Raw genomic sequence first — 22769 nt, 5'->3', positions numbered from 1 at the left:
GATTAAAGGGGCTTTATGAAATAGAATATATGTTTGCCTTGGTTGCCTCTTCTGGTATAATTAATAGTGTTGCAATTAATTTTTACAAAGGTCTGCTATGCTAAAGAAACGCGGGTGATTACAATGCCGGAATTTAAATTGAGTTCCGATTTCCTTCCCCAGGGCGACCAGCCGAAGGCCATAAACCAGCTGGTGGACGGGCTGGGAAAGGGATATAGATACCAAACCCTGCTGGGAGTTACCGGCAGCGGCAAAACATACACCATGGCCCAGGTGATACAGCGGGCGCAGCGTCCCGCCCTGGTGCTGGCGCCTAATAAAACCCTGGCCGCCCAGCTTTGCTCCGAGTTCAAGGAGTTCTTTCCGGAAAATGCCGTGGAGTATTTCGTCAGCTATTACGATTATTATCAGCCGGAAGCCTATATTCCCCATACGGACACCTACATTGAGAAGGATTCCTCAATAAACGAGGAAATCGATAAACTGCGCCACTCCGCCACCATGGCCCTTTTTGAGCGCCGGGACGTTGTTATCGTGGCCAGTGTTTCCTGCATTTACGGGCTGGGTGACCCCGAGGAATACAGCAGCCTGCTTCTTTCCCTGCGCAAGGGGGGCATGTACGACCGGGACGCCGTGCTGCGCAAGCTGGTGGACATACAGTACAGCCGCAACGATATTAATTTTACCCGGGGGACCTTCCGGGTGCTGGGGGATGTTCTGGAGATATTCCCGGTGGCTGCGGCGGAAAAAGCTATCAGGGTGGATTTTTTCGGGGACGAGGTGGAGCGCATTATGGAGTTTGACGTGCTCACCGGCGAAGTGCTGGGGGAACGCCGCCATGTGGCGATATTTCCGGCCAGCCACTATGCCGTTTCCCATGACAGGATGAGGAGCGCCGTTGATACCATAACCACTGAGCTGGAGGAGCGGCTCCGGGAGCTGCGCGCCCGGGAAAAACTGCTGGAGGCCCAGAGGCTGGAGCAGCGAACCAATTACGATATTGAAATGATGCAGGAGATGGGCTATTGCAACGGCATAGAAAATTATTCCCGCCACCTTACCGGCAGGGCTCCCGGGGATCCGCCCTACACCCTGCTTGATTTCTTTCCCAAGGACTTTATTATGTTTATCGACGAATCCCACTGGGCGGTGAGCCAGGTGGGGGGAATGTACGAGGGGGACCGGTCCCGCAAAAGTTCGCTGGTGGAGCACGGCTTTCGCCTCCCCTCCGCCTTCGACAACCGTCCCCTGAAATTCAACGAGTTTGAGCAAAAGCTGAACCAGGTGATATTTGTATCCGCCACCCCCGGCGATTATGAGAAGAAGAACAGCGTCCAGGTGGTGGAACAGATTATCCGGCCCACCGGGCTGGTGGACCCGGAGATCTCCGTGCGTCCCACCCGGGGGCAGATTGACGATTTGTATGCCGAGATCAAACTCAGGGCGGCCAAAGGCCAGAGGGTGCTGGTGACCACCCTGACCAAAAAGATGGCGGAGGATTTAACGGATTATTTCAAGGAAATGGGCGTCAAGGTACGCTACCTGCACTCGGATATCAATACCATAGAGCGCATGGAAATACTCAGGGATCTGCGCCTGGGGGTGTTTGATGTGCTGGTGGGCATCAACCTGCTCCGGGAGGGCCTGGACCTGCCGGAGGTGAGCCTGGTGGCTATACTGGACGCGGACAAGGAAGGCTACCTGCGTTCCGAGCGCTCCCTGATCCAGACCATAGGGAGGGCGGCCCGCAACGTGGAGGGTAAGGTGATCATGTACGCGGACCGGATTACCGGCTCCATGTCCCGGGCTATTGGCGAGACCGATCGCCGGCGCAAGCTCCAGGTGGAATTCAACCGGAGGCACGGCATAACACCCAGAACGGTGATCAAAGCTGTGCGGGACGTTATCGAAGGCACCAGGGTGGCGGAGGAAAAAGCGGCCTACCTGCCCAGCACCAAAAAGGGCAGGATGACCAAAAAAGAGCTTAAGACCGCCATAGCCAAACTGGAGAAGGAAATGAGGGAGGCGGCCAGGCTTTTGGAGTTCGAACGGGCTGCCGAGCTGCGGGACATTTTGATAGAACTGAGGCTGGAGCTTAAGGGTAAGGACAGCAGGCTGCTCCCCCGGGACAGCGACGCGGGCTGATGTATATCGACAATTGCTGAACCCCGCGGGTGTGTTAAAAACTGTTTTATTGAACCAGTGGTTATAATAATGGCATAAAATTACTGTCATGGTTATTTAATACTGAAAAAAAGTTCCCGATCCGGTTAAAAACTGTCGACAGGCCTCCTTAAAGGTGACAGCGGCAGACATTATAACCCCCTTGCCGGTACAGCACTCCTTTTATATATTAGGGAAAGACGTTCAAGACAGGAAAGGGGAGTTATATGATTTACGATACCACCAAACTCACCAGCCAGGGAGAATTGGCGCTGACCAAGGACATCATGGACGTGCTGAAACTGGATCAGAACACGGGGCTTGTAATCTACCTGGAAGACAACCAAATAGTATTAAAAAAAGTCAGCAGGGCCAGTCACCAGAATTTTGGCAAACCCACCTGCGGTTAAGTCTACGGGCCTGGGTTTGCATGCCGATAATATAGAATAACAAACCCGGAGGCTTTTACATGCTTGACAAAATAGTGGTTAAGGGCGCCCGCGCCCACAACCTGAAAAATATTGACGTGGTAATTCCCAGGGACAAGCTGGTGGTAATCACCGGCCTGTCCGGATCGGGCAAATCGTCCCTGGCCTTTGACACCATATATGCCGAGGGGCAGCGGCGCTACGTGGAGTCCCTGTCCTCATACGCCAGGCAGTTTCTGGGACAAATGGACAAACCCGATGTGGACTACATCGAGGGACTCTCCCCGGCAATTTCCATCGACCAGAAAACCACGTCCCACAACCCCCGCTCCACCGTGGGAACTGTTACTGAAATTTACGACTATCTCCGCCTGCTCTTCGCCCGGGCCGGCCGGCCGGGTTGCCCCGGCTGCGGCAAGCCCATAACCCGGCAAACGGTTCAGCAGATGGTGGATCGCCTGGCTGAGCTTCCCGAAGGCACCAGGCTCCAGATTATGGCCCCGGTGGCCCGGGGCAAAAAGGGCGAGTTCGTGAAACTTTTTGAGGAGGTTCGCAAGAGCGGCTTCAGCCGGGTCCGGGTGGACGGCGAGGTAAGGGATCTGTCCGAGGAAATAAAACTGGACAAAAACAAAAAGCACACCATAGAAATAGTTGTGGACCGTATAATTGTCAGGCCCGGTTCCGAAAGAAGGCTGGCGGATTCCCTGGAAACGGCCCTAAAGCACGCCGCCGGACTGGCCGTGGCATCGGTGGCGGAAGGGGAAGAAATCATATTCAGCGAGAATTTTGCCTGCCCGGATTGCGGCATCAGCCTGCCGGAAATCGCCCCCCGGCTTTTCTCCTTTAACAATCCTTTCGGGGCCTGTCCCACCTGCACCGGCCTGGGGGTCAACAAGGAAATTGACCCGGAACTGCTTATACCGGACAGGAGAAAATCCATTGCCGGCGGGGCCATCGAGGGCTGGATGAAAAGCAGCAACGCCTATTCCTTTTTTGAGGCGGTGGCTGAGAAATACGGCTTCAGCCTGGATGTGCCGGTATCGGAAATGGACGCTGCAAACCTGAATAGAATACTTTACGGCACCGGCGGTGAGAAGATTCATGTTATATTCGGGGACGGCTACGGCCGGGCACATGATTACAACATGCCCTTCGAGGGTGTGGTGAACAACCTGTCCCGCCGCTACCGGGAGACAAATTCCGAATACATGCGCAATGAAATAGAGCAGTACATGAGCGCCAGGCCATGCCCCGACTGTAAGGGCGCCAGACTGCGCCCGGAGGCGCTGGCCGTGCGGGTGGGCGAAATGAACATCACCGGGGTGACCCGCATGCCGGTGGCGGAGGCTCTCTCCTTTTTCCAGGGGCTGGACCTGACCGAAAGGGAGCGGCTGATCGCCAGGCAAATATTGAAGGAAATAAATGAAAGGCTGGGTTTTCTGGTCAATGTGGGACTGGATTATCTGACCCTGGACCGGGCCGCCGGAACCCTGTCCGGGGGGGAGGCCCAGCGTATACGCCTGGCCACCCAGATAGGCAGCGGCCTGATGGGGGTGCTGTATATACTGGACGAGCCCAGCATAGGGCTGCACCAGAGGGATAACCGCAGGCTGCTGAACACCCTGATGCGGCTGCGGGATTTGGGCAACACCCTGATTGTGGTGGAGCACGACGAGGACACCATCCGGCTGGCGGACCACGTTGTGGATATAGGCCCGGGGGCGGGCGAGCACGGCGGCTGGGTGGTGGCCCAGGGAACCGTGGATGAAATAATGGAAGTTCCGGAATCCGTCACCGGCCAATACTTAAGCGGCAAAAAATCCATACCGGTGCCGGCCCTGCGCCGGAAGCCCAACGGAAAGGCTCTGGAGGTCAGGGGAGCCGCGGAGAACAACCTTAAAAACATTGATGTTGAATTTCCCCTCAATGTATTTATTTGCGTAACGGGGGTTTCAGGCTCGGGAAAAAGCACCCTGGTGAACGAGGTGCTTTATAAAAAACTGGCCGGGGAATTAAACAGGTCCAGAATCAAACCCGGGGCCTGCCGGGAAGTCAGGGGCCTGGAAAACCTGGACAAGGTGATAGAGGTGGACCAGTCCCCCATAGGCCGTACCCCCCGCTCAAACCCCGCCACCTATACCGGGGTGTTCAATGATATCAGGGAGCTTTTTTCTCAGACCCCGGAGTCCCGGGTCAGGGGTTACAAGCCGGGCAGGTTCAGCTTCAACGTCAAGGGGGGGCGCTGCGAGGCCTGCCAGGGCGACGGCATAATCAAGATTGAAATGCATTTCCTGCCGGACGTATACGTTCCCTGCGAGGTTTGCAAAGGTTTGCGCTACAACCGGGAGACCCTGGAGGTAAGGTACAAGGGGAAAAATATCGCCGATGTGCTGAATATGACCGTGGAACAGGCGGTGGAGTTCTTCCGGCACATTCCTAAAATATACCGCAGGCTGCAGACGCTGCAGGACGTGGGCCTGGGCTACATCAGGCTGGGGCAGCCGGCCCCGGAACTTTCCGGCGGCGAGGCTCAGCGGGTAAAGCTGGCCACGGAATTGTCCCGCCGCTCCAACGGCAAGACGGTGTACATTCTGGATGAGCCCACCACCGGCCTGCACATGGCCGACATCGACCGCCTGCTCAAGGTGCTGCACCGGCTGGTGGACGCCGGGGATACGGTTATTGTCATCGAACACAACCTGGACGTGATAAAAACCGCTGATCACATCATCGACCTGGGTCCGGAGGGAGGACACAGGGGCGGCACGGTGGTGGCCTCAGGCACCCCCGAGGAAGTTGTCAGGGCACCCGGGTCGCATACCGGGCAATTCCTGCGCCAGGTGTTGGATACGGCCCCGGTTGAGGGTGGAACCTACGGCTGCTCCGACGGTGACGGCAGTGAAATCCGCCACTCCAAAGCACTCTAAAGTGCGACAGGGGACGGTTCTCGGTGTCGCATTCCGCAAACACGGGGACGGTTCTATAACAAAACACGGGGACGGTTCTATTGTTATGAGCCAAATAACACGTTAACAAGGGGACAATTCCTTTGTACATGTGTCAACCAATTGCGGGACACCGAAATAAACCCGTTTGTCTCACCTTTTGCTGTTCCCCTTTATATTTGGGATAGCCGGCGTCCCCTGCAGCATGCAAGCCGTCAAAGGAAATGTTCTGTTGATATATTGAAGGCCAATAATGCGACACTTGAGAACCGTCCCCTGTCGCACTCCGTGTTATATGCATAACAATAGAACCGTCCCCGTGTTATATGCGATAAGGAGGGTGAGGGTGTGACCCCGGAGGAGAAACTTAAATATTTGCCTGACAAGCCCGGGGTTTACCTTTTCCGCGACGCCGGGGGAATAATTATATATGTGGGCAAGGCCCTCTCCCTGAAAAACCGGGTGCGCTCGTACTTTCAGTCGGCCGCCGCCCTGTCCGTCAAGGTGAGATCCCTAATGTCCAGGGCCGCTGACTTTGAGTATATTGTCACCGACAGCGAGGTCGAGGCGCTGATACTGGAAGCCAACCTGATCAAGGAGCACCGGCCCCGCTATAATGTTTCTTTAAGAGATGACAAAAGCTACCCCTATATAAAAGTCACTCTGAATGAAGAATATCCCAGGGCGCACATCACCAGGCGGCTGGTTAAGGACGGGGGGCGCTATTACGGCCCCTACACCCGGGCCGGGGCGGTGCACGAGACCTTAAGCCTGCTGAAGAGGCTTTTCCCGCTGCGTTCCTGCAAACAAAAGGAGTTCGCCATAAAAAGCAGACCCTGCCTTAATTATCATATCAAACGGTGCACGGGTCCCTGCTGCGGAATGATAGAAAAGGAGAACTACCTTTCCATGGTGCGGGAGGTCTGTCTTTTCCTGGAGGGAAAGCAGGAAGAACTGGTCAAAAGGCTGACCCGCCGCATGGAGGACGCTTCTGAAAAATTGGAATTTGAGCGGGCGGCGGAAATCAGGGACCAGCTCAGATCCATAAAAGATATTTTGGAAAAGCAAAAGGTTATCTCCTCCGGCGCCGGGGATCAGGATGCCGTGGCCATGGCCCGGGGGGTGGACGACTGCTGCGTGATGGTTTTTTTTATCCGGAACGGAAAACTTTTGGGCAGGGAGCGGTTTATACTGAACGGCACCCAGGGGGACGGCAGGGCGGAGGTGCTGACCGCCTTTATAAAGCAGTATTACCACCGGGCCGACTTCATACCTTCTGAAATACTGGTTTCCGATCTGGAGCCCGGTGAAATGGAGGTTATATCCTCCTGGCTGGCGGGTAAAAAGGGCTCCAGGGTTCAAATTAAAATACCGGTCCGGGGTGAAAAGAAACAATTAATTGACATGGTTGCCAAAAACGCGCTGCTGGCCCTGGAAGAGGCGCAGCTTGAAAGGATCGCCCGGAGGGACGGCCAGGAGGAGCTGGCTTTGCTGGCCCGGGAACTGGGACTGGAGAAACCGCCCTACCGCATGGAGTGTTTTGACATATCAAACATCCAGGGCGCCGAAACGGTGGCTTCCATGGCGGTATTCCAGGAGGGCAAGCCTTCTTCCGACCAGTATAGAAGGTTTAAAATTAAGACGGTGCAGGGACCGGATGACTTTGCCTCCATGAAGGAGGTTATCCGGCGCAGGTTCAGCCGGGGCAGGGAAGAGAAGGAACTGATCGACACCGGCCAGCTTTCCAGCCGGCAGGCCAAATTCCACCGGATGCCCGACCTGGTCATCATAGACGGCGGCAAGGGGCAGCTTTCCGCTGCCCTGGAGGCCATGGAGGAATTGGGAATAGCGGGTATTCCCATATTCGGCCTGGCCAAGGAGGAGGAATTGCTTTTCGCCCCGGGCAGGCCTGAGCCCATACGGCTGCCCAGGGACTCCAGGGCTCTGTACCTGCTTCAGAGACTGCGGGACGAGGCGCACCGCTTTGCTGTTTCGTACCACCGGCAGCTCCGCACCAAAAGGAATTTAAAATCTTTGCTGGAGGAGATAGAAGGTATAGGGGAGGTCCGCCGCCGGGAACTGGCCAGGGCCTATCCTTCCATAGAGGCCATAGGCGGCGCCTCGGTGGAGGAGCTGGCGGCGGTCCCGGGGATGAACCGCAGGGCGGCGGAGGCCGTGGCCAGGTTTTTCTCCTTTTCTTATTCAGACAAAAACTGATATTATATAGGGAGAGCCTGTGAAAGCTTCGTGAACTGACCTCAGTGCACGGGGTTTTTATTTTTAATCGGCAAAAATTTTGACACCGGGGTGATATTTTTTGACGGATTATAAGATGATCGCAATGGATTTGGATGATACTCTGCTGGATAAACAGCTGCGCATAGGGGACGCCGACAGGGAGGCCATAGGCCGGGCCCAAAAGGCCGGGGTAAAGGTTGTGCTGGCCACCGGCAGGATGTACCGGGCAACTCTTCCTTACATTACGGAACTGGGGCTGGACACACCAGCCATATCCTACCAGGGGGCGCTGGTAAAAAAACCGGACAGCGGGGAAACATTAACCCATTACCCGGTGCCCGGGGATATGGCCATGAAAATAATCAGGGCGATTAAACCCTATGGCTACCACATCAATCTGTATAAGGACGATGATCTGCTGATCGCCGGAGAGTCCCCGGAAAGCCGCCTGTATGTGTCCGTTGCCGGGGTTAAACCCATAGAAGTGGGGGACCTGGAGGAGTTTCTGCTCAAAGAGCGGTTTGATCCCACCAAGGTGCTGGCGGTGGCCGAGGAAGAGCAGCTGGACGGAATTTCCCCGGAATTAAAATCCCTTTTCGGGGAAAAGCTGCATATTACCAAATCAAAGCCGCATTTTCTGGAGTTTTCCCACCCCCTGGCCAATAAGGGCCATGCCCTGGCAATGGTGGCTGAATATTACGGCATTTCCCGGGAGGAAATCATAGCCGTGGGCGACAGCTACAACGATCTGGAGATGCTGGATTATGCCGGCCTGGGGGTCGCGGTGGGCAATGCCAGGGATGAAATTAAGGACAGGGCGGATTATGTAACCCTGGCCAATACCGAGGGCGGTGTGGCTCATGTTATCCAGCGGTTTATTACCGGTTGACCCAAACCCTGTTGATGGAGTGGAGCCTTTGAATAAGTGCCTGGCCGCGGTTGACCTGGGGGGTACCAAAATATATACGGCCCTGGCGGACAGCCGGGGCAAGCTGCTGGCCGAAACCAGGGTCCCCACCAATCCCGGGGAAGGCATGGAGGCGGTAATCCGCCGCATAGCCGGGACGGTGGAGGAGGTTTATAATTCGGGCGGGGCCGGACGGGATATCTGCTGTTTGGGTATGGGGGTTCCCGGGCCCGTTGATCCGGAAACGGGAGTTCTCTATCAGGCTCCCAATCTGGGCTGGCGGGATGTGCACCTGAAAAAAATATTGCAAAAGCGGTTTGCTGTTCCCGTGCTGGTGGATAACGACGCCAACCTGGCGGCCCTGGGGGAGCACACCTTTGGGGCCGGGGCCGGTGAAAGGAACATGGTATATGTCACCGTGAGCACCGGTATCGGCGGGGGGCTCATTCTGGACGGCAAAATATATCACGGAGCTTCCGGCGGGGCCGGGGAAGTGGGGCATATGGTGGTGGAACCCATGGGGCCCCTTTGCGGCTGCGGAAAAAGGGGATGTCTGGAGGCACTGGCCTCGGGCACCGCCATGGCCGCAAGGGCCAGGGAGATGGCCGGCGCCGGGGCCGGCAGGGCGATACTGGCCGAGGCCGGGGGCAGGATTGAGGATATAGACGCCGGAGCCGTGGCGGCTGCCGCGGGCAGGGGGGACGAAGAGGCCCTGGAAATTCTTTGGGGGGCCGGCAGGGCCCTGGGCATGGGCCTGGCCAATGTGGTAAATTTGTTGAATCCCGGCCTGGTGGTGCTGGGGGGCGGGGCCATGAATGCGGGAAAGCCCCTGTGGGAAACTATGGAGGAGGAGCTTCGCAGCCGGGCAATGCCCGGCGCGCTGGAAAGGGTTAAAGTGGTTCCCGCCGCCCTGGGCAAGCGCTCCGGGTTGCTGGGAGCCGTGGCTCTGGCCATGGGCGGCCGGCCTCCGGGGGATTTTCCGCAGTAATGTTTATGAGTAGCTGTAAAGTTTAAAGATATTGTTTTAAGGAGGGTTTCAAGCTGTCCGAGTTAAGGTACGGCAAGGGAGACTGGCCGAATTTCGAGCAGGCTGTCCGGAAGGAGTGGCTGGTTACCAACGGTCTGGGAGGTTACGCCTCTTCAACCATAATCAACGCCAACACCCGCAAATACCATGGTTTGCTGGTGGCGTCCCTCAATCCGCCGGTGGAAAGGACGCTGCTGCTGGCCAAGCTTGACGAGCGCTTCGAGGCCGGGGGGCAGGTCTACAACCTGGCCACCAACCGTACGGAGCAAGGGGTTTCCGAATTCGGTTTTATACATCAGCAGATAATGACGGCGGACCCGGTACCCGGGTTTATCTACAGCTTTGCGGATGTTTTTATGGAAAAGCGGATTTTTATGCCGTACGGGAAAAATACCACCGTTATTTTATACCGTGTTAAAAACGGCTCCTCTCCGGCCACCCTGCGCCTGGTGCCGATGGTCAACTGCCGGGATTTTCACTGGACCGTCCGCCGGGGTCAGATAGCCTTTGAAACCAATGAAATACAAGGCGGCGTGGAGGTCAAGGTGACCCCCGGAGTTCCCCCGCTGAAAATTATATGCAGTGACGGCGGCTTTCTGCGGGGTGACGGCTGGTTTACCGGAATGTTCTATCCGGCGGAGGACCAGCGGGGGGAAAACCCGGTGGAGGACCATTACATACCGGGACATTTTACCGTTGGTTTAACCCCCGGTGAGGAAAGGTCGGTTACGGTTCTGGCCAGCATTGAGGACGGCGGCTTATTTTACAGTAATTTTGACGGCGGCGAATTGCTCCGGGTTGAGGAGGAAAGGCGGCAAGCCCTGACCCAAAAGGCAAATTGCCCGGACATGCTTTCCCGCTGCCTGACCCGGGCCGCGGACGCCTTTGTGGTTTGGCGCAAATCCACCGGGAAGAAAAGCGTAATAGCTGGATACCCCTGGTTTAACGACTGGGGCCGGGACACCATGATAGCCCTGCCCGGGCTCACCCTGGTTACCGGCCGTTACAGCGACGCCGCGGAGATACTGCTCACCTTTGCCCGCAATTGCAAGGACGGCCTGCTGCCCAACATGTTTCCGGACAGTGCGGGCCATGAACCGTTATATAACACGGTGGACGCTTCCCTCTGGTATTTCCATGCCGTTTATAAATACCTGCAATACACCGGGGACGAAAGTTTTATAATAGAAAATATCTATCCGGTATTAAAGGAAATCATACGGCGGCACATGGAAGGCACCCTGTTCAACATAAAAATGGACGATGACGGACTTATCCGGGCCGGCGGGCCGGAGAACCAGTTGACCTGGATGGATGCCAAGGTGGACCACTGGGTGGTCACCCCCAGGCACGGCAAACCGGTGGAAATATCGGCCCTGTGGTACAATGCCCTGATGGTAATGGAAAGGCTTTACAAGCTGGCGGGCGAGGAATTCCGGCTTAAAGGGCTGGCGGAAAAGGTCAGGGACAGTTTTGAAAGGGAGTTCTGGTATGAGCAGGGCGGCTATTACTACGATGTGGTTGGCCGGGAGGGACCCGACGACCATTTTCGTCCAAACCAGGTGCTGGCCATGGCCCTGCCCTTTTCGCCGGTTTCCCCGGACCGGGCCAGGAAGGTTTTAAGCCGGGTGTGGAAAGAGCTTTACGCTACTTACGGGCTGCGCAGCCTTTCCATTTATCATCCCGGGTATCGTGGGGTTTATCAGGGCGACCGGGTGAAAAGGGACGGCTCTTATCACCAGGGCACCACCTGGAGCTGGCTGATAGGCCCTTTTATTACCGCCTACCGCAAGGCTCACGGGTACCGGGAAAAAGACCGCCGGCAGGCGGAATTGTTCATCAGGCCCTTCCGGGATCATCTCCGGGATCACGGGGTGGGCTTTATCTCCGAAATATTCGACGGAAACGAGCCGGTGATACCCAGGGGCTGTATTGCCCAGGCCTGGGGTGTGGCCGAGGTGCTGCGGGCCTACGTGGAGGACGTGCTGGAATTGTCCGGGGACATTTCCGGGGGAAAACGCCGGGAAGAAAGGGATTTTACAACCCCGTCCGAACCGGTAGTAAGCGAGGAGTGAATGAACCGCCCCGCTATCGGTTGTACAGTGCTTGTCCCGGGGTATATCCCAAAACCCAATAGCAACTTTAAAAATAAATATGACCGGCTGGAAATTAGCCTGTTGGTCATAGCATACAAGGAGTGATTATTTTGAACGGGATAATGAGTGTTGATATCGGACACCTGCTGGGTGGCGACGGCGCCGGGGGATTTATTCCGGCAAATGAATTTAAGGGATACCCCCGAAAGTATGCCGGGGTGTTTGAGCAGTTTCAAACTTCATTAAAAGAGGGAAAATCCCCCCTGGCCCTTTCCCTGGCTGAGGAGGCCTCCATACCCGGCATTAAAGAGCTGGCCCAAAAAATAAAAACCAAATACCAAAACGTTCTGGTTCTGGGCATCGGCGGGTCCGCCCTGGGCGCCAGGGCGGTGCTGCAGTTCCTCAAAGGGCCCTTTTATAACATGGAGCGGCGGGATGAGCCCCGGCTGTTTATACTGGACAATCTTGACCCCCTGCTGGTGGCCAAACTGGAGAATATCATCGATATTAAAAAGACAGCCCTGATTTATACCAGCAAATCCGGCTCCACCCCGGAAACCGCGGCGCAGTTTATATATTTTTATAAAAAATACCGGGAGGCCGGCGGGGATGTAAAGGATATAGTGATAATCTGTGATAAAGCGGACAACGGCATCAACCATATCGCCCGGGACCTGGGGTGCCACCTGCTGCACATACCCGGGGATCTGCCCGGCAGGTACTCGGTTCTTTCCTCGGTGGGCTTTTTGCCCTCGGAAATTGCCGGGGTGGACAGCGCCAGGCTTATGGCGGGGGCCCGGGCGGTGCACGGGTCGATAATTGACAACCCGCCGGAGAATAACAGCCTGTTCGCCCTGGGAACATGCCTGTACGAACTGGCGCTAAAGGGAAAGTCCATCCATGTGCTTTTTAATTACAGCAGCTTTCTTTTTGAATTCGGGCTCTGGTTTGTGCAGCTCTGGGCGGAAAGCCTGGGCAAAAGGCTGTCCGGCAAGGGAGAGGCGGTTAACGCGGGGACCACTCCTTTAACCAGCCTGGGAGCCACGGACCAGCATTCAATTCTGCAGCTTTTCAAAGAGGGGCCGGCGGACAAAGTAATAGGTTTTGCCAGGGTTGAAGCCTTCTCCGGGGACATTCCCCTGACCGGGGAGTTTTCAAAGGAGAAGGAGTATTCCTATTTTGCCGGACATACCATGGCGGAGCAGTTGGCCATAGAGCAGCTGTCAACGGAGATGAGTCTGGTGGGGACTGGAACACCCTGCTACCGGATAACCGTTAAGGATATATCCCCGGAATCCCTGGGAGCGCTGTTTTATTTTTACGAGGCCCTGGTGGTGTTCACAGCCGGGCTCTGGGATATAAACCCCTATAATCAGCCGGGGGTGGAGGAAGGCAAAAACATAACCTACGCCCTGATGGGCAGGGAGGATTACGCCGGCAGGCGGGCTGAATACGAAAAGCAGGTGGAGAAATATAATAATGAGCGGATAGTGTTTGAAATATAACCATTGAAGCGGGAGATGACGTTAAGGCAAAATGCGACTATGGGCGGATTTCCATACCCACACGGTGAAAAGCGACGGCAGGGGAACCATCCGGGAAAATGTCCAGGCGGCGGCAAAATCGGGACTGAAGGCGGTGGGTATAACGGATCACGGCCCCCGGGGCATCGGCATCGGGGTTGAAAATCTTTCGGTGTACCGGGAATCCGCCGCTGAAGCCGGAAAGCTTGAAGAGGAATTTCAGATAAGGGTTTTAATCGGGGCGGAGGCCAATGTCACCGGTACCGACGGAAAACTGGACATACCCCCGGAGCTGGCCGGGAGGCTGGACCTGCTGGTGGCCGGACTCCATCCCTTCGTACTGCCGGATCGCGGGTCCGAAGCGCTGACCTGGCTATTGCCCAACCAGTTTGCCAGGGTGAGCAGATTTGCCAGGGAGCGGCTGCGAAGCGGCAACACCAAGGCGCAGGCTGAGGCTGTCCGCAAAAACCCGGTGGACATAGTGAGCCACCCCAATCTTATGCTGGCGGTGGATTTGGACGAGCTGGCCAGGGTTTGCGCCCGGTACGGCACGGCCATGGAAATTAATACCGGCCACAAATACGACAAGGAAGAAATTGTAACCGCGGCCCTGCGCCACGGGACTCCCATTTCCGTTAACAGTGACGCTCACACCCCGTCCGGGGTGGGCCGGCTGGGAGAAGGGGAAGCCCTGCTGGAGCGCCTTAATTTTCCAATGGAGCAGGTGTTTAATACCCGGAGTGATTTCCCGGCAGGGAAATTTCGCCGGGTATAGATTTTTTAGCAATGACAGTATAGAATTCAATATGGGAGGGGGATATATTGTCCATGCAGAGCTTAATTATTGTATCAGGCCTTTCCGGAGCCGGAAAGACCCAGGCCGTGCGCTGTCTTGAGGATATGGGCTATTTTTGCGTGGACAACATCCCGCCCGCGCTGATACCCAAATTTGCCGAACTTTGCGTGCAGTCCAAGGCTGAAATTAAAAAAATCGCCCTGGTGGTGGATGTCAGGGGCGGAGAATTTTTCGACTCCCTGTCCGAAGTTTTGGCTGAATTGGATCAATCGGATGTCAGGTATCATATATTGTTTTTGGAGGCTTCGGATGAAACCCTGATCAGGCGCTTTAAAGAATCCCGGCGGAGCCACCCTTTAAGTCCCGACGGCGAGGTGTTGCAGTGGGTGTTGAAAGAGAGGAAAAAACTCGAAGAGCTGCGGGGTTTGGCCCACAAAATAATTGACACCTCCACCATGAGCCCCGCCCAGCTAAAAGAGGAAATGAACAATTTGTACGGAGACAGCGCCGATACTTCCCGGCTTCGGGTCACGGTGGTGTCCTTTGGATACAAATACGGTATACCCATGGACAGCGACCTGGTTTTCGATGTCAGGTTTCTGCCCAACCCCCATTATGATCCGGTGCTGCGGCCGCTCACCGGGAACCATCCGGACGTCCAGAATTTTGTTTTAAGCACCCCCGGAGCCACCGGTTTTATGGATAAATTATTCGAACTGATTGAGTTTTTGCTCCCCCAGTATGTCAAGGAGGGAAAAACCACATTGATGATAGCCGTCGGCTGTACAGGAGGAAAACACCGCTCGGTTACCCTGGCCAACAAACTTACTGAATATCTCAAGAATAAAAGCTATAGAGTTAAAGTACGGCACAGGGACCTGGACCGGGACGCGGGGACCGGTAAGTAATGAATTTGTTTAAGTGGCTATATCCCGGCCTTCATGTGAAACGCTGGCTGTTTCTGGTGCTGGCCGGCACCGCGCTGACCCTGGGGGGCACCGTGCTGCTGGCAGGCTTGCTGATGCCTGTCACCAGAACCGAAATAATGGCCGGCGCCCGGGAGATACTTGGACCCCTGGCCGGCTGGCCCTGGGTGCTGGTATTTCCCCTTACCGGACTGGCGGCCGTACTGCTGGGGCTGCAAAGAACTTTTCGTTCCATTATCGCCGTGCTGGCTCCGGCGGGGGAGCAGCGGCTGGTGGATATTATTTACAGCAGGCGATATCTGCGCCGGGGGCCCAGAATTGTGGTAATCGGCGGCGGCTCCGGCCTGTCCGTGCTGTTGAGGGGTATTAAAGATTATACCAGCAACATTACCGCCATAGTTTCCGTGGCGGACGACGGAGGAAGCTCCGGCCGGCTGAGGGGTGATCTGGGTATCCTGCCCCCCGGGGATATCCGCAACTGCATGGTTGCCCTGGCCGATAAAGAATCCCTTATGGAAGCCCTGTTGCAATACCGGTTTACCACGGGTGAACTAAAGGGCCACAATCTGGGGAACCTATTGCTGGCCGCTTTGAATGAAGTGGCCGGCGGCTTTCATCAAGGGGTGCAGGGTATGAGCAGGGTATTGGCCATTCGGGGGCGGGTGCTGCCGGCCACCCTGGAGGATGTGAGGCTGGGCGCGGAATTTTCCGATGGGGCCGTAGTTTGGGGGGAGTCCAGCATTCCCGGGTACGGCAGGCGGATAGAGAGGGTTTTTCTGGACCCCGCGGACTGTTACCCTCTTCCGGAGGCACTGAAGGCCATTCACGAGGCGGATGCCGTCATACTCGGCCCCGGCAGCCTGTATACCAGCATAATTCCCAACCTGATGGTGCGGGGTATGGCCGATGCCCTGGCCCGTACCCGGGCTATAAAAATATATGTGTGCAATATAATGACCCAACCCGGAGAAACAGACGGTTATACCGCCAGTGAACACCTGGGGGCGATAGTGGCTCACTCCGGGGAGGTTGTGGACTATATGGCGGTGAACACGGAGGAAATACCGGCTTTCCTGAAAAACCGCTACAGCAAGGAAGGGGCCGTAAAAGTCCGGGTGGACCCCAGGGAAATAGAAAAACTGGGAGCAAAGGCCGTTACCGGAGAATTCCTGGCCGGCGGGGACATGGCAAGGCACAATCCGAAAAAGCTTGCGGAAACCATTATTAATCTTACCCTGGCCAATAAAAAGCCCCTGGAAAGAATGAGTCTGTTGCATGGCATGGGCAACGGCCAGGCAGACTGAAAGCCTGTAAAAAATGTTAATAAGCGCGGAGTAATTTAATCAAATGGCTAAAAAGATAATTGCTTTGCTGGTAATTACAGCCCTGTCCGTATATGTATTTTTTTACGCCGTGGGCTGCGCCAGGGACGATCTGGCGGAGTCCCTGGCCGATTACGCTTATACCGGCGACATTTCCCGGGAAGTTCCCGTATTAATGTATCACAAGGTCAACCCCGACCCCTTTGTGGGCGGATATGGCCTCAGGGTTACACCCAGGTCTTTCGACAGGCAGCTCCGGTTTCTGAAGAAAAAAGGCTTCCACTCCATTTCCCTTGTGGATTTGGCGGAGTACTTTAAACGGGGCAGGCCTCTTCCGAAAAAACCGGTGGTTATAACCTTTGACGACGGCTACCTGGATAATTACACCTATGCCTTTCCCATACTGAAAAAGTATGGAATGACCGCCACGGTTTTCGTGGTGGCCGACACCATCGGGGGAATCAATGATTTTGACTACAGGGCGGGGCGCCAGCCCCTGAATCACATGGCCGGATGGAAGGAATTGAGGGAAATGTCCTCCGGGGGAATAACCATAGGTTCCCACACCTTAAGCCACCCTCACCTGGCGGAGGTGGACCCGGACAGGGCCCGGAAGGAAATAGCCCGGAGCAAAATAAAACTGGAAAAGGGTCTGGGTAAAAAAGTGGATGTGTTCTGCTATCCTTATGGAAATTATAATCAAAGGGTGGTGGATATGGTGAGGGAAAGCGGCTACCTGGCGGCGGTTACCACAAAACAGGGTCTGGCCAGGGAAAGTGACGGCATTTATACCCTGAGAAGAATCCGGGTGCGGGGGGATTATACCCAGGGCAGATTTATATACGAGCTGAGCAAATGGCAGAGAACAGGGAAACCTTCCAAGGCCATCTAAACCGGGGAGTTCCGTGGCTGCGGGGTTGTGCCCAGGCCGGCCTGCCTTCAAGCAAGGAACGTTCCAAACCTATGTCCGTAATTTTTATTTTGGCCGGGAGAAGGGCAATACCGCTATTTTCCTGGGCTTATTTTTTGCATTGTGGTATAATATTTGCGAGGGAGAGAGGGGGATTTGAGGATTGTCCTTCTCCACGTTGACAAAAAATGAATTGGCCCGGGTGTTAAATGTAAACCGCTGCTGCAAAATAGCGGAACTGTCCGCCCTGGCCAAGCTGGACGGCAGCATCCAAATCAGCGACAAGCAGGTTTTATTGAAAATTGTTAATGAAAACGCTGCCGTGGCCAGGAAAATTTTTATTCTTCTCAGGGAGTTATTCGGTGTTCAAACGGAAGTGCAGGCTGAGAAAAAGATAAAGCTGCGTAAAAATAATGTTTACATGGTGCAGGTGCCGCCACAGCCCAAGACCCTGGAAATACTCGCAGCCCTGGGCCTTTTGAATAAAAGGGGAAATTTTCTGCAGGGCATTAAAAACCAGTTTATCCGCCGGGACTGCTGCCGCCGCTCCTACCTCAGGGGCGCCTTTCTGGGCGGTGGTTCGGTAAGCAACCCGGAGGGCACTTACCATTTAGAAATTATAACCACTAACGAGAGTCATGCCGCCGACCTGGCGGAGCTTATCAGAAAGTTCAAGCTGTCGGCCAAAATAAGCCGCCGGAAAAACTGGTTCGTGGTTTATTTGAAGGAAAGCGAGCAGATTGTTAATTTTTTGAGTATAATCGGAGCCCATACGGCCCTGCTGGAGTTTGAAAACACCCGTATTTACAAGGATATGCGCAACCAGGTCAACCGCCTGGTAAACTGTGAAACGGCAAATTTGAACAAAACCGTGGATGCCGCGGTGAGGCAGCTGGATAATATTAATCTGGTGGACAGGCACATGGGGCTGGGCAAACTGCCCCCGTCCCTTAAAGTGGTGGCGGAGGCCAGGCTGGCCCACCCGGACGTCAGCCTCAGGGAACTGGGGGACATGATGGAACCCCGGCTGGGCAAGTCCGGCATCAACCACAGGATGAGAAAAATAGAGGAAATTGCCGAAAAGTTCAGAATGAACCAACGGAGGACCCATAAATGACCGACCGGAGGCGGCTGAAGCACGTGCCTTCCCCGCCCGGCAAAAATTCACTGCACCTCTGGTGCAGCGCGGTTAATCCGCTCCGGGTGTGCTGGAATTTTGCCATCATAACATTATGCCGCTACCTGCCTTCGCTGCATTTGAAAAGATGGCTATATAAGAGCCTTGGAATGAAGGTTGGAAAGAATACCTCGGTGGGGCTGATGGCCATGATGGATGTTTTTTTCCCCCAGCTTATTTCCATCGGTGAGAACTCCGTGCTGGGTTATAACTGCACCATATTGTGCCACGAATTTTTAATCAGGGAGTATCGCACCGGGACGGTTAAGATAGGCAGGGAGGTAATGCTGGGCGCCAACAGCACCGTTCTGCCCGGAGTAAGCATAGGTGACGGCGCGGTGGTGGGGGCGGGCTCGCTGGTCAACCGGGATATTCCCCCCGGGGCGCTGGCGGCGGGAGTGCCCGCGAAGGTTGTCAGGGAAAACTATAACATTGCGGCGGATTGTATGGAAACCGTTGGCAAATAGGCTGAAAGCAACATAGTATAAGACAAGGAACATTATATCAATGAATCCCTTCGAGCTTTGGCGTGAACTTTGGAAAAATCCGTGGCAGAAGCGTTTTTTAATACCTTTGCTGGTTATAAATTTTTTCGGCTCCATTTACGGGTATTACTGGTACGGCGGGCAGCTTTCCGAAACCCCGCCGGCGGTATGGCCTCTTGTTCCGGACAGCCCGCTTTCCACCACGCTGTTCGCCCTTATGGCCGGTTTGTTTCTGCTGGGCCTCAGGAGCGGCGCCATTGGCGCCCTGGCGTGCGCCACCTGCATTAAATACGGGCTGTGGGCCGTGGTGCTGATTACCGATTACTGGCTTAGCGGTGGTGAAATTGCCCTTACAGAGGTGTTTCTCTGGCTTTCGCACCTGGGAATGGCCCTGGAGGGGTGGATATACCTGCGAACCCTCCGGGTTGCGCCGGTCCAGGGCGCGGGCGTCCTGGCCTGGATGATTTTGAATGACCTGGCGGATTACCGTTACCAGCTTCATCCCTATTTTTACATGTCCGGACAATTTGTCCTGGCGCTGTCAACAGCATTGATAATGACGGCCCTGACCGGCTTGCGGCTGCTCTTTCCCGCAAGGCTGAGAAGATAATTTAGCTGGGTAATGAAACATTTACCTTGCGAATATGCTGGTATCAGGCCAGGGAAGGCAGGAAATTTCGCTGTAAACAGAGAATTTATTATTTATTAAAATTTTTTTGACAATATTGAACGTTTTAAAATCAATTCGGAGGCTGCCCGGAATTTATGAAATGTGGCAGGCTTTCCGGGGGATTATCGAAGATCAAGGGGTGAAAGGCAATGCGCATGGGTTATGGTCTCAACATCGAACAAACGCAAAAATTAATCATGACCCCTGAACTGCGCCAGGCTATTACTGTTTTGCAGCTTTCCTCTCTGGAACTGGAATCCTACATTGAGCAGCAGCTTCAGGAAAACCCCCTGCTGGAGATCAACGAGGATCAGGACAAGGCTGAAACAGAGACCGTAGAAATGTCTGAAGCGGGGAAGGAAACTGAGCGTGATAAAGAATATGACATTGACTGGGAGAATTATTTCAACGACAGCGGCGATCCGGGCTATAACAAAGTGGAAAGAAATTCGGAGAAAAACCAGTACACCTATGAGAATTTCCTCAGCCTGGCCCCGACTCTGGTGGAACACCTTACTTTCCAGCTGAATTTATGCCTTTGTTCGGACAGGATCAGAAATATAGCGGAGTATCTGATTGGCAACCTGGATGAACACGGCTATCTGCAAACATCGCTGGAGGACGCGGCGGTTCAAATGGGCGCCACCAGATCCGAGGTGGAGGAGGCTTTAAAACTGGTTCAAACCTTCGACCCGTCGGGGGTGGGGGCAAGATCCCTGGAGGAATGCCTGTTGATACAGGTTGACCAGTTAGGCAATAAAGATTTGCTGCTCAGGCAGGTTATTCAGAACCACCTTATGGATCTGGCCAAGGGAAAGCTCAGCAGAATGGCCCAGACCCTTGGGGTTCCGGTGCAGGAAATCCAGCGGGTGGCTGATTATATTAAAACACTTGATCCCAAGCCCGGGAGGAATTTTACAAACTCCAACGAAACCCGTTATATTGTGCCGGAAATAGTGCTGGAAAAAGTGGGCGGGGAATACGTGATACTGGTGAATGACACGTCGGTGCCCCGTTTAACCATAAATTCCACCTACCGATCGGTATTGTCCCAGGATAAGGATACCGATTCCAAAACCCGCCGTTTTGTGGAGAGCAAGCTGAACGCCGCCGCCTGGCTGATTAAAAGCATTGAGCAAAGGCGCATGACCCTGTATAAAGTAGCCAGCTGCCTGGTTGAGCTGCAAAGGGATTTTCTGGATTACGGGGTGAAATATTTAAAACCGTTAAATCTCAAAAAGGTGGCCGACCTGGTGGGACTGCACGAGTCCACGGTCAGCCGGGCCACCTCCAATAAATATATACAGACTCCCCAGGGGGTGCTGGAGATGAAATATTTCTTCAGCTCCGGGCTGAGCAATTCTTCCGGCACCATGACCTCCGCCGAGAGCATTAAAAAAATGCTGCAGGAGATTGTGGCCTCGGAGGATTCCGCCAATCCCTTCAATGATCAGAAAATCGCCGAGATATTCAAGCAGCGGGGGATAAAAATATCCCGCCGCACCGTGGCCAAATACAGGGATGAATTGAATATAGCCCCCATCCGGAAAAGAAAACGGTATTAAAATTAAAAGGGAAGGCCTTTGGCGGATAGCGCAAGGGCCTTTTTTGCGCGGAAATATATGCCGTATTGAAGGAACTGTTTTTCCGGCGGCGAATCGAATAACATGATTAACATTTGGGTGAATTTAAAGCCGGTTTGGCGCATATTTGTACCGGCTGTCAAATATACATGATAGAATACCTTTTGAAGCAAAATAAAACTGGTTCCTGTTCCGATAAGTATTACCGGTGGTGACAGGCCGGTTTGTTTTTTAGCTTAAATTAAAGTATAAAATTGGAAATGATACCAATCGGAAGGGGTGTTGCAAATGCCCAAAAAAAGTTTAAGGGATATTGATGTGTCCGGTAAAAGGGTGCTGGTGAGAGTTGACTTTAACGTGCCGCTGGACCAGGGGGGCAATGTGGCCGACGATACCAGGATCAGGGCCGCCCTGCCCACCATTAAATATCTCACGGAGCACGGGGCCAGGGTAATACTGGCTTCTCATCTGGGAAGGCCCAAGGGTAAGGTGGATGACCGCTACAGATTGAACCCCGTGGCGGAGAAACTGCAGCAATTGCTGGACAACGAAGTGGTCAAGGTGGATGACTGTGTGGGCGACGAGCCCGCCAGGGCTATAGAAAGTATGCAGCCGGGCGATGTGCTTTTGCTTGAGAATGTCAGGTTCCATCCCGAAGAGGAAAAGAACGACCCCGGCTTTGCCGCCCGGTTGGCCAAGCTGGCGGATTTGTACGTAAACGACGCCTTCGGCGCCGCCCACAGGGCGCACGCTTCCACCGAGGGGGTGGCCCGGATAATACCCGGAGTGGCCGGTTTTCTTATGGAAAGAGAACTGGAAATGCTGGGGCGGGCCGTGTTCAACCCGGAAAGACCCTTTGTGGCCATTCTGGGAGGGGCCAAGGTTTCCGATAAAATAGGGGTAATCGGCAACCTGCTGGAGAAAGTGGATACCCTGATTATCGGGGGGGGCATGGCCAATACCTTCCTCCGGGCGAAGGGGTACGAAACCGGCAAATCTCTGCTGGAACCCGATAAGGCGGAGTTGGCCGGGGAGCTTATGGAAAAAGCGGCGGCAAAGGGCATAGAGATGCTTTTGCCGGTGGACCTGGTGGTTGCCCTGGCAGCGGACCCCGACGCCGAGCAGAAGGTTGTGCCGGCGGACGGGATTCCCGGCGACTGGATGGCCCTGGATATAGGCCCGGAGAGTATTGATTTGTTCGGCGGGGCCATCAGAAAGGCGAAAACTGTTGTATGGAACGGACCCATGGGGGTGTTCGAAATGGCTCCCTTTGCCAGGGGCACTTTTGAAGTGGCCCGGGCGCTGGCCGACAGCGGCGCTGTTACGGTGGTGGGCGGCGGGGATTCCGTCTCCGCGGTGAAAAAGGCCGGCCTGGCGGATAAAGTGTCCCATATTTCCACAGGCGGCGGGGCTTCACTGGAATTTCTGGAGGGTAAGCTGCTGCCCGGAGTGGCCGCCCTGCAGGACATGTAAAGGAGATAATTGCAAAGGCCGTTCAATATTGAGAGGCGGGAGGCGGGAAATGAGAAGTTGGAACAGGAAAACTCCCGACAGATGGAGCGGCTGTTATTAA

Annotated in this window: 17 protein-coding genes; all 17 read left to right on the top strand. The window is 54.8% G+C overall.

Annotated features, from left to right (window positions below):
- Window positions 1-123 precede the first annotated feature (123 nt).
- The 17 genes from uvrB (at window position 124) to DCCM_RS17010 (ending at window position 22669) form a co-directional block, all read left to right on the top strand.
- Window positions 124-2145, top strand: coding sequence for an excinuclease ABC subunit UvrB (gene uvrB, locus DCCM_RS17090; RefSeq protein ID WP_104373597.1), 2022 nt, complete (start codon window positions 124-126; stop codon window positions 2143-2145).
- Window positions 2146-2390: 245 nt separating this feature from the next.
- A complete protein-coding gene (locus tag DCCM_RS17085; protein WP_104373596.1) occupies window positions 2391-2573 on the top strand; it encodes a hypothetical protein in 183 nt (60 codons plus the stop codon).
- Between the two features lie 59 nt (window positions 2574-2632).
- A complete protein-coding gene (uvrA, locus tag DCCM_RS17080) occupies window positions 2633-5518 on the top strand; it encodes an excinuclease ABC subunit UvrA (RefSeq protein ID WP_104373595.1) in 2886 nt (961 codons plus the stop codon).
- Between the two features lie 366 nt (window positions 5519-5884).
- Window positions 5885-7753: an excinuclease ABC subunit UvrC gene (uvrC, locus tag DCCM_RS17075; RefSeq protein ID WP_104373594.1), complete on the top strand. Its 1869-nt coding sequence runs from the start codon at window positions 5885-5887 to the stop codon at window positions 7751-7753.
- A gap of 100 nt (window positions 7754-7853) precedes the next feature.
- The gene (locus DCCM_RS17070) at window positions 7854-8663 is read left to right on the top strand and encodes a Cof-type HAD-IIB family hydrolase (RefSeq protein WP_104373593.1); all 810 of its coding nucleotides are present in this window, start codon (window positions 7854-7856) and stop codon (window positions 8661-8663) included.
- A 28-nt stretch (window positions 8664-8691) separates the two neighbouring features.
- On the top strand, window positions 8692-9669 hold the full coding sequence (locus DCCM_RS17065; protein ID WP_231702835.1) for an ROK family protein: 978 nt from the start codon (window positions 8692-8694) through the stop codon (window positions 9667-9669).
- A 53-nt stretch (window positions 9670-9722) separates the two neighbouring features.
- Window positions 9723-11783 carry an amylo-alpha-1,6-glucosidase gene (locus DCCM_RS17060; RefSeq protein ID WP_104373591.1) on the top strand — a complete coding sequence of 687 codons (2061 nt, stop codon included), beginning with the start codon at window positions 9723-9725 and terminating at the stop codon, window positions 11781-11783.
- Window positions 11784-11905: 122 nt separating this feature from the next.
- Window positions 11906-13309 (top strand): phosphoglucose isomerase-related protein, encoded by a 1404-nt coding sequence (locus DCCM_RS17055; protein WP_373855511.1) that lies wholly within the window; start codon window positions 11906-11908, stop codon window positions 13307-13309.
- A gap of 31 nt (window positions 13310-13340) precedes the next feature.
- Window positions 13341-14102 carry a PHP domain-containing protein gene (locus DCCM_RS17050; protein ID WP_104373589.1) on the top strand — a complete coding sequence of 254 codons (762 nt, stop codon included), beginning with the start codon at window positions 13341-13343 and terminating at the stop codon, window positions 14100-14102.
- A 53-nt stretch (window positions 14103-14155) separates the two neighbouring features.
- Complete coding sequence (gene rapZ / locus DCCM_RS17045; RefSeq protein ID WP_174705177.1) at window positions 14156-15031, top strand: RNase adapter RapZ; 876 nt, start codon at window positions 14156-14158, stop codon at window positions 15029-15031.
- Entirely contained in the window at window positions 15031-16353 is a 1323-nt protein-coding gene (locus DCCM_RS17040; protein WP_104373587.1) for a gluconeogenesis factor YvcK family protein, read from the top strand. The genes rapZ and DCCM_RS17040 overlap by 1 nt, the downstream gene beginning before the upstream one ends.
- Before the next feature lie 43 nt (window positions 16354-16396).
- A complete protein-coding gene (locus tag DCCM_RS17035; protein ID WP_104373586.1) occupies window positions 16397-17263 on the top strand; it encodes a polysaccharide deacetylase family protein in 867 nt (288 codons plus the stop codon).
- Window positions 17264-17444: 181 nt separating this feature from the next.
- Window positions 17445-18398, top strand: coding sequence for a DNA-binding protein WhiA (gene whiA, locus DCCM_RS17030; protein ID WP_104373585.1), 954 nt, complete (start codon window positions 17445-17447; stop codon window positions 18396-18398).
- Entirely contained in the window at window positions 18395-18925 is a 531-nt protein-coding gene (locus tag DCCM_RS17025) for an acyltransferase (protein WP_104373584.1), read from the top strand. The genes whiA and DCCM_RS17025 overlap by 4 nt, the downstream gene beginning before the upstream one ends.
- Before the next feature lie 40 nt (window positions 18926-18965).
- Entirely contained in the window at window positions 18966-19553 is a 588-nt protein-coding gene (locus DCCM_RS17020; protein WP_104373583.1) for a DUF1405 domain-containing protein, read from the top strand.
- 209 nt (window positions 19554-19762) lie between these two features.
- Window positions 19763-21178, top strand: coding sequence for an RNA polymerase factor sigma-54 (gene rpoN / locus DCCM_RS17015; RefSeq protein WP_104373582.1), 1416 nt, complete (start codon window positions 19763-19765; stop codon window positions 21176-21178).
- Window positions 21179-21484: 306 nt separating this feature from the next.
- On the top strand, window positions 21485-22669 hold the full coding sequence (locus tag DCCM_RS17010; RefSeq protein WP_104373581.1) for a phosphoglycerate kinase: 1185 nt from the start codon (window positions 21485-21487) through the stop codon (window positions 22667-22669).
- Window positions 22670-22769: the final 100 nt, after the last annotated feature.

Origin of the sequence: Desulfocucumis palustris (genome assembly GCF_002933875.1) — a bacterium.
Classification (GTDB): domain Bacteria; phylum Bacillota; class Desulfotomaculia; order Desulfotomaculales; family Desulfocucumaceae; genus Desulfocucumis; species Desulfocucumis palustris.
Note: the sequence above shows the minus strand (reverse complement) of the source record. Positions and strands in the feature narration are given on the sequence as shown.

What these genes read in the sequence shown, in the direction of transcription:
- uvrB (WP_104373597.1), top strand. Translation starts at nt 124, where the DNA reads ATGCCGGAATTTAAATTGAGTTCCGATTTCCTTCCCCAGGGCGACCAG.
- DCCM_RS17085 (WP_104373596.1), top strand. Translation starts at nt 2,391, where the DNA reads ATGATTTACGATACCACCAAACTCACCAGCCAGGGAGAATTGGCGCTG.
- uvrA (WP_104373595.1), top strand. Translation starts at nt 2,633, where the DNA reads ATGCTTGACAAAATAGTGGTTAAGGGCGCCCGCGCCCACAACCTGAAA.
- DCCM_RS17050 (WP_104373589.1), top strand. Translation starts at nt 13,341, where the DNA reads ATGCGACTATGGGCGGATTTCCATACCCACACGGTGAAAAGCGACGGC.
- rapZ (WP_174705177.1), top strand. Translation starts at nt 14,156, where the DNA reads ATGCAGAGCTTAATTATTGTATCAGGCCTTTCCGGAGCCGGAAAGACC.
- DCCM_RS17040 (WP_104373587.1), top strand. Translation starts at nt 15,031, where the DNA reads ATGAATTTGTTTAAGTGGCTATATCCCGGCCTTCATGTGAAACGCTGG.
- DCCM_RS17035 (WP_104373586.1), top strand. Translation starts at nt 16,397, where the DNA reads ATGGCTAAAAAGATAATTGCTTTGCTGGTAATTACAGCCCTGTCCGTA.
- DCCM_RS17025 (WP_104373584.1), top strand. Translation starts at nt 18,395, where the DNA reads ATGACCGACCGGAGGCGGCTGAAGCACGTGCCTTCCCCGCCCGGCAAA.
- DCCM_RS17020 (WP_104373583.1), top strand. Translation starts at nt 18,966, where the DNA reads ATGAATCCCTTCGAGCTTTGGCGTGAACTTTGGAAAAATCCGTGGCAG.
- rpoN (WP_104373582.1), top strand. Translation starts at nt 19,763, where the DNA reads ATGCGCATGGGTTATGGTCTCAACATCGAACAAACGCAAAAATTAATC.
- DCCM_RS17010 (WP_104373581.1), top strand. Translation starts at nt 21,485, where the DNA reads ATGCCCAAAAAAAGTTTAAGGGATATTGATGTGTCCGGTAAAAGGGTG.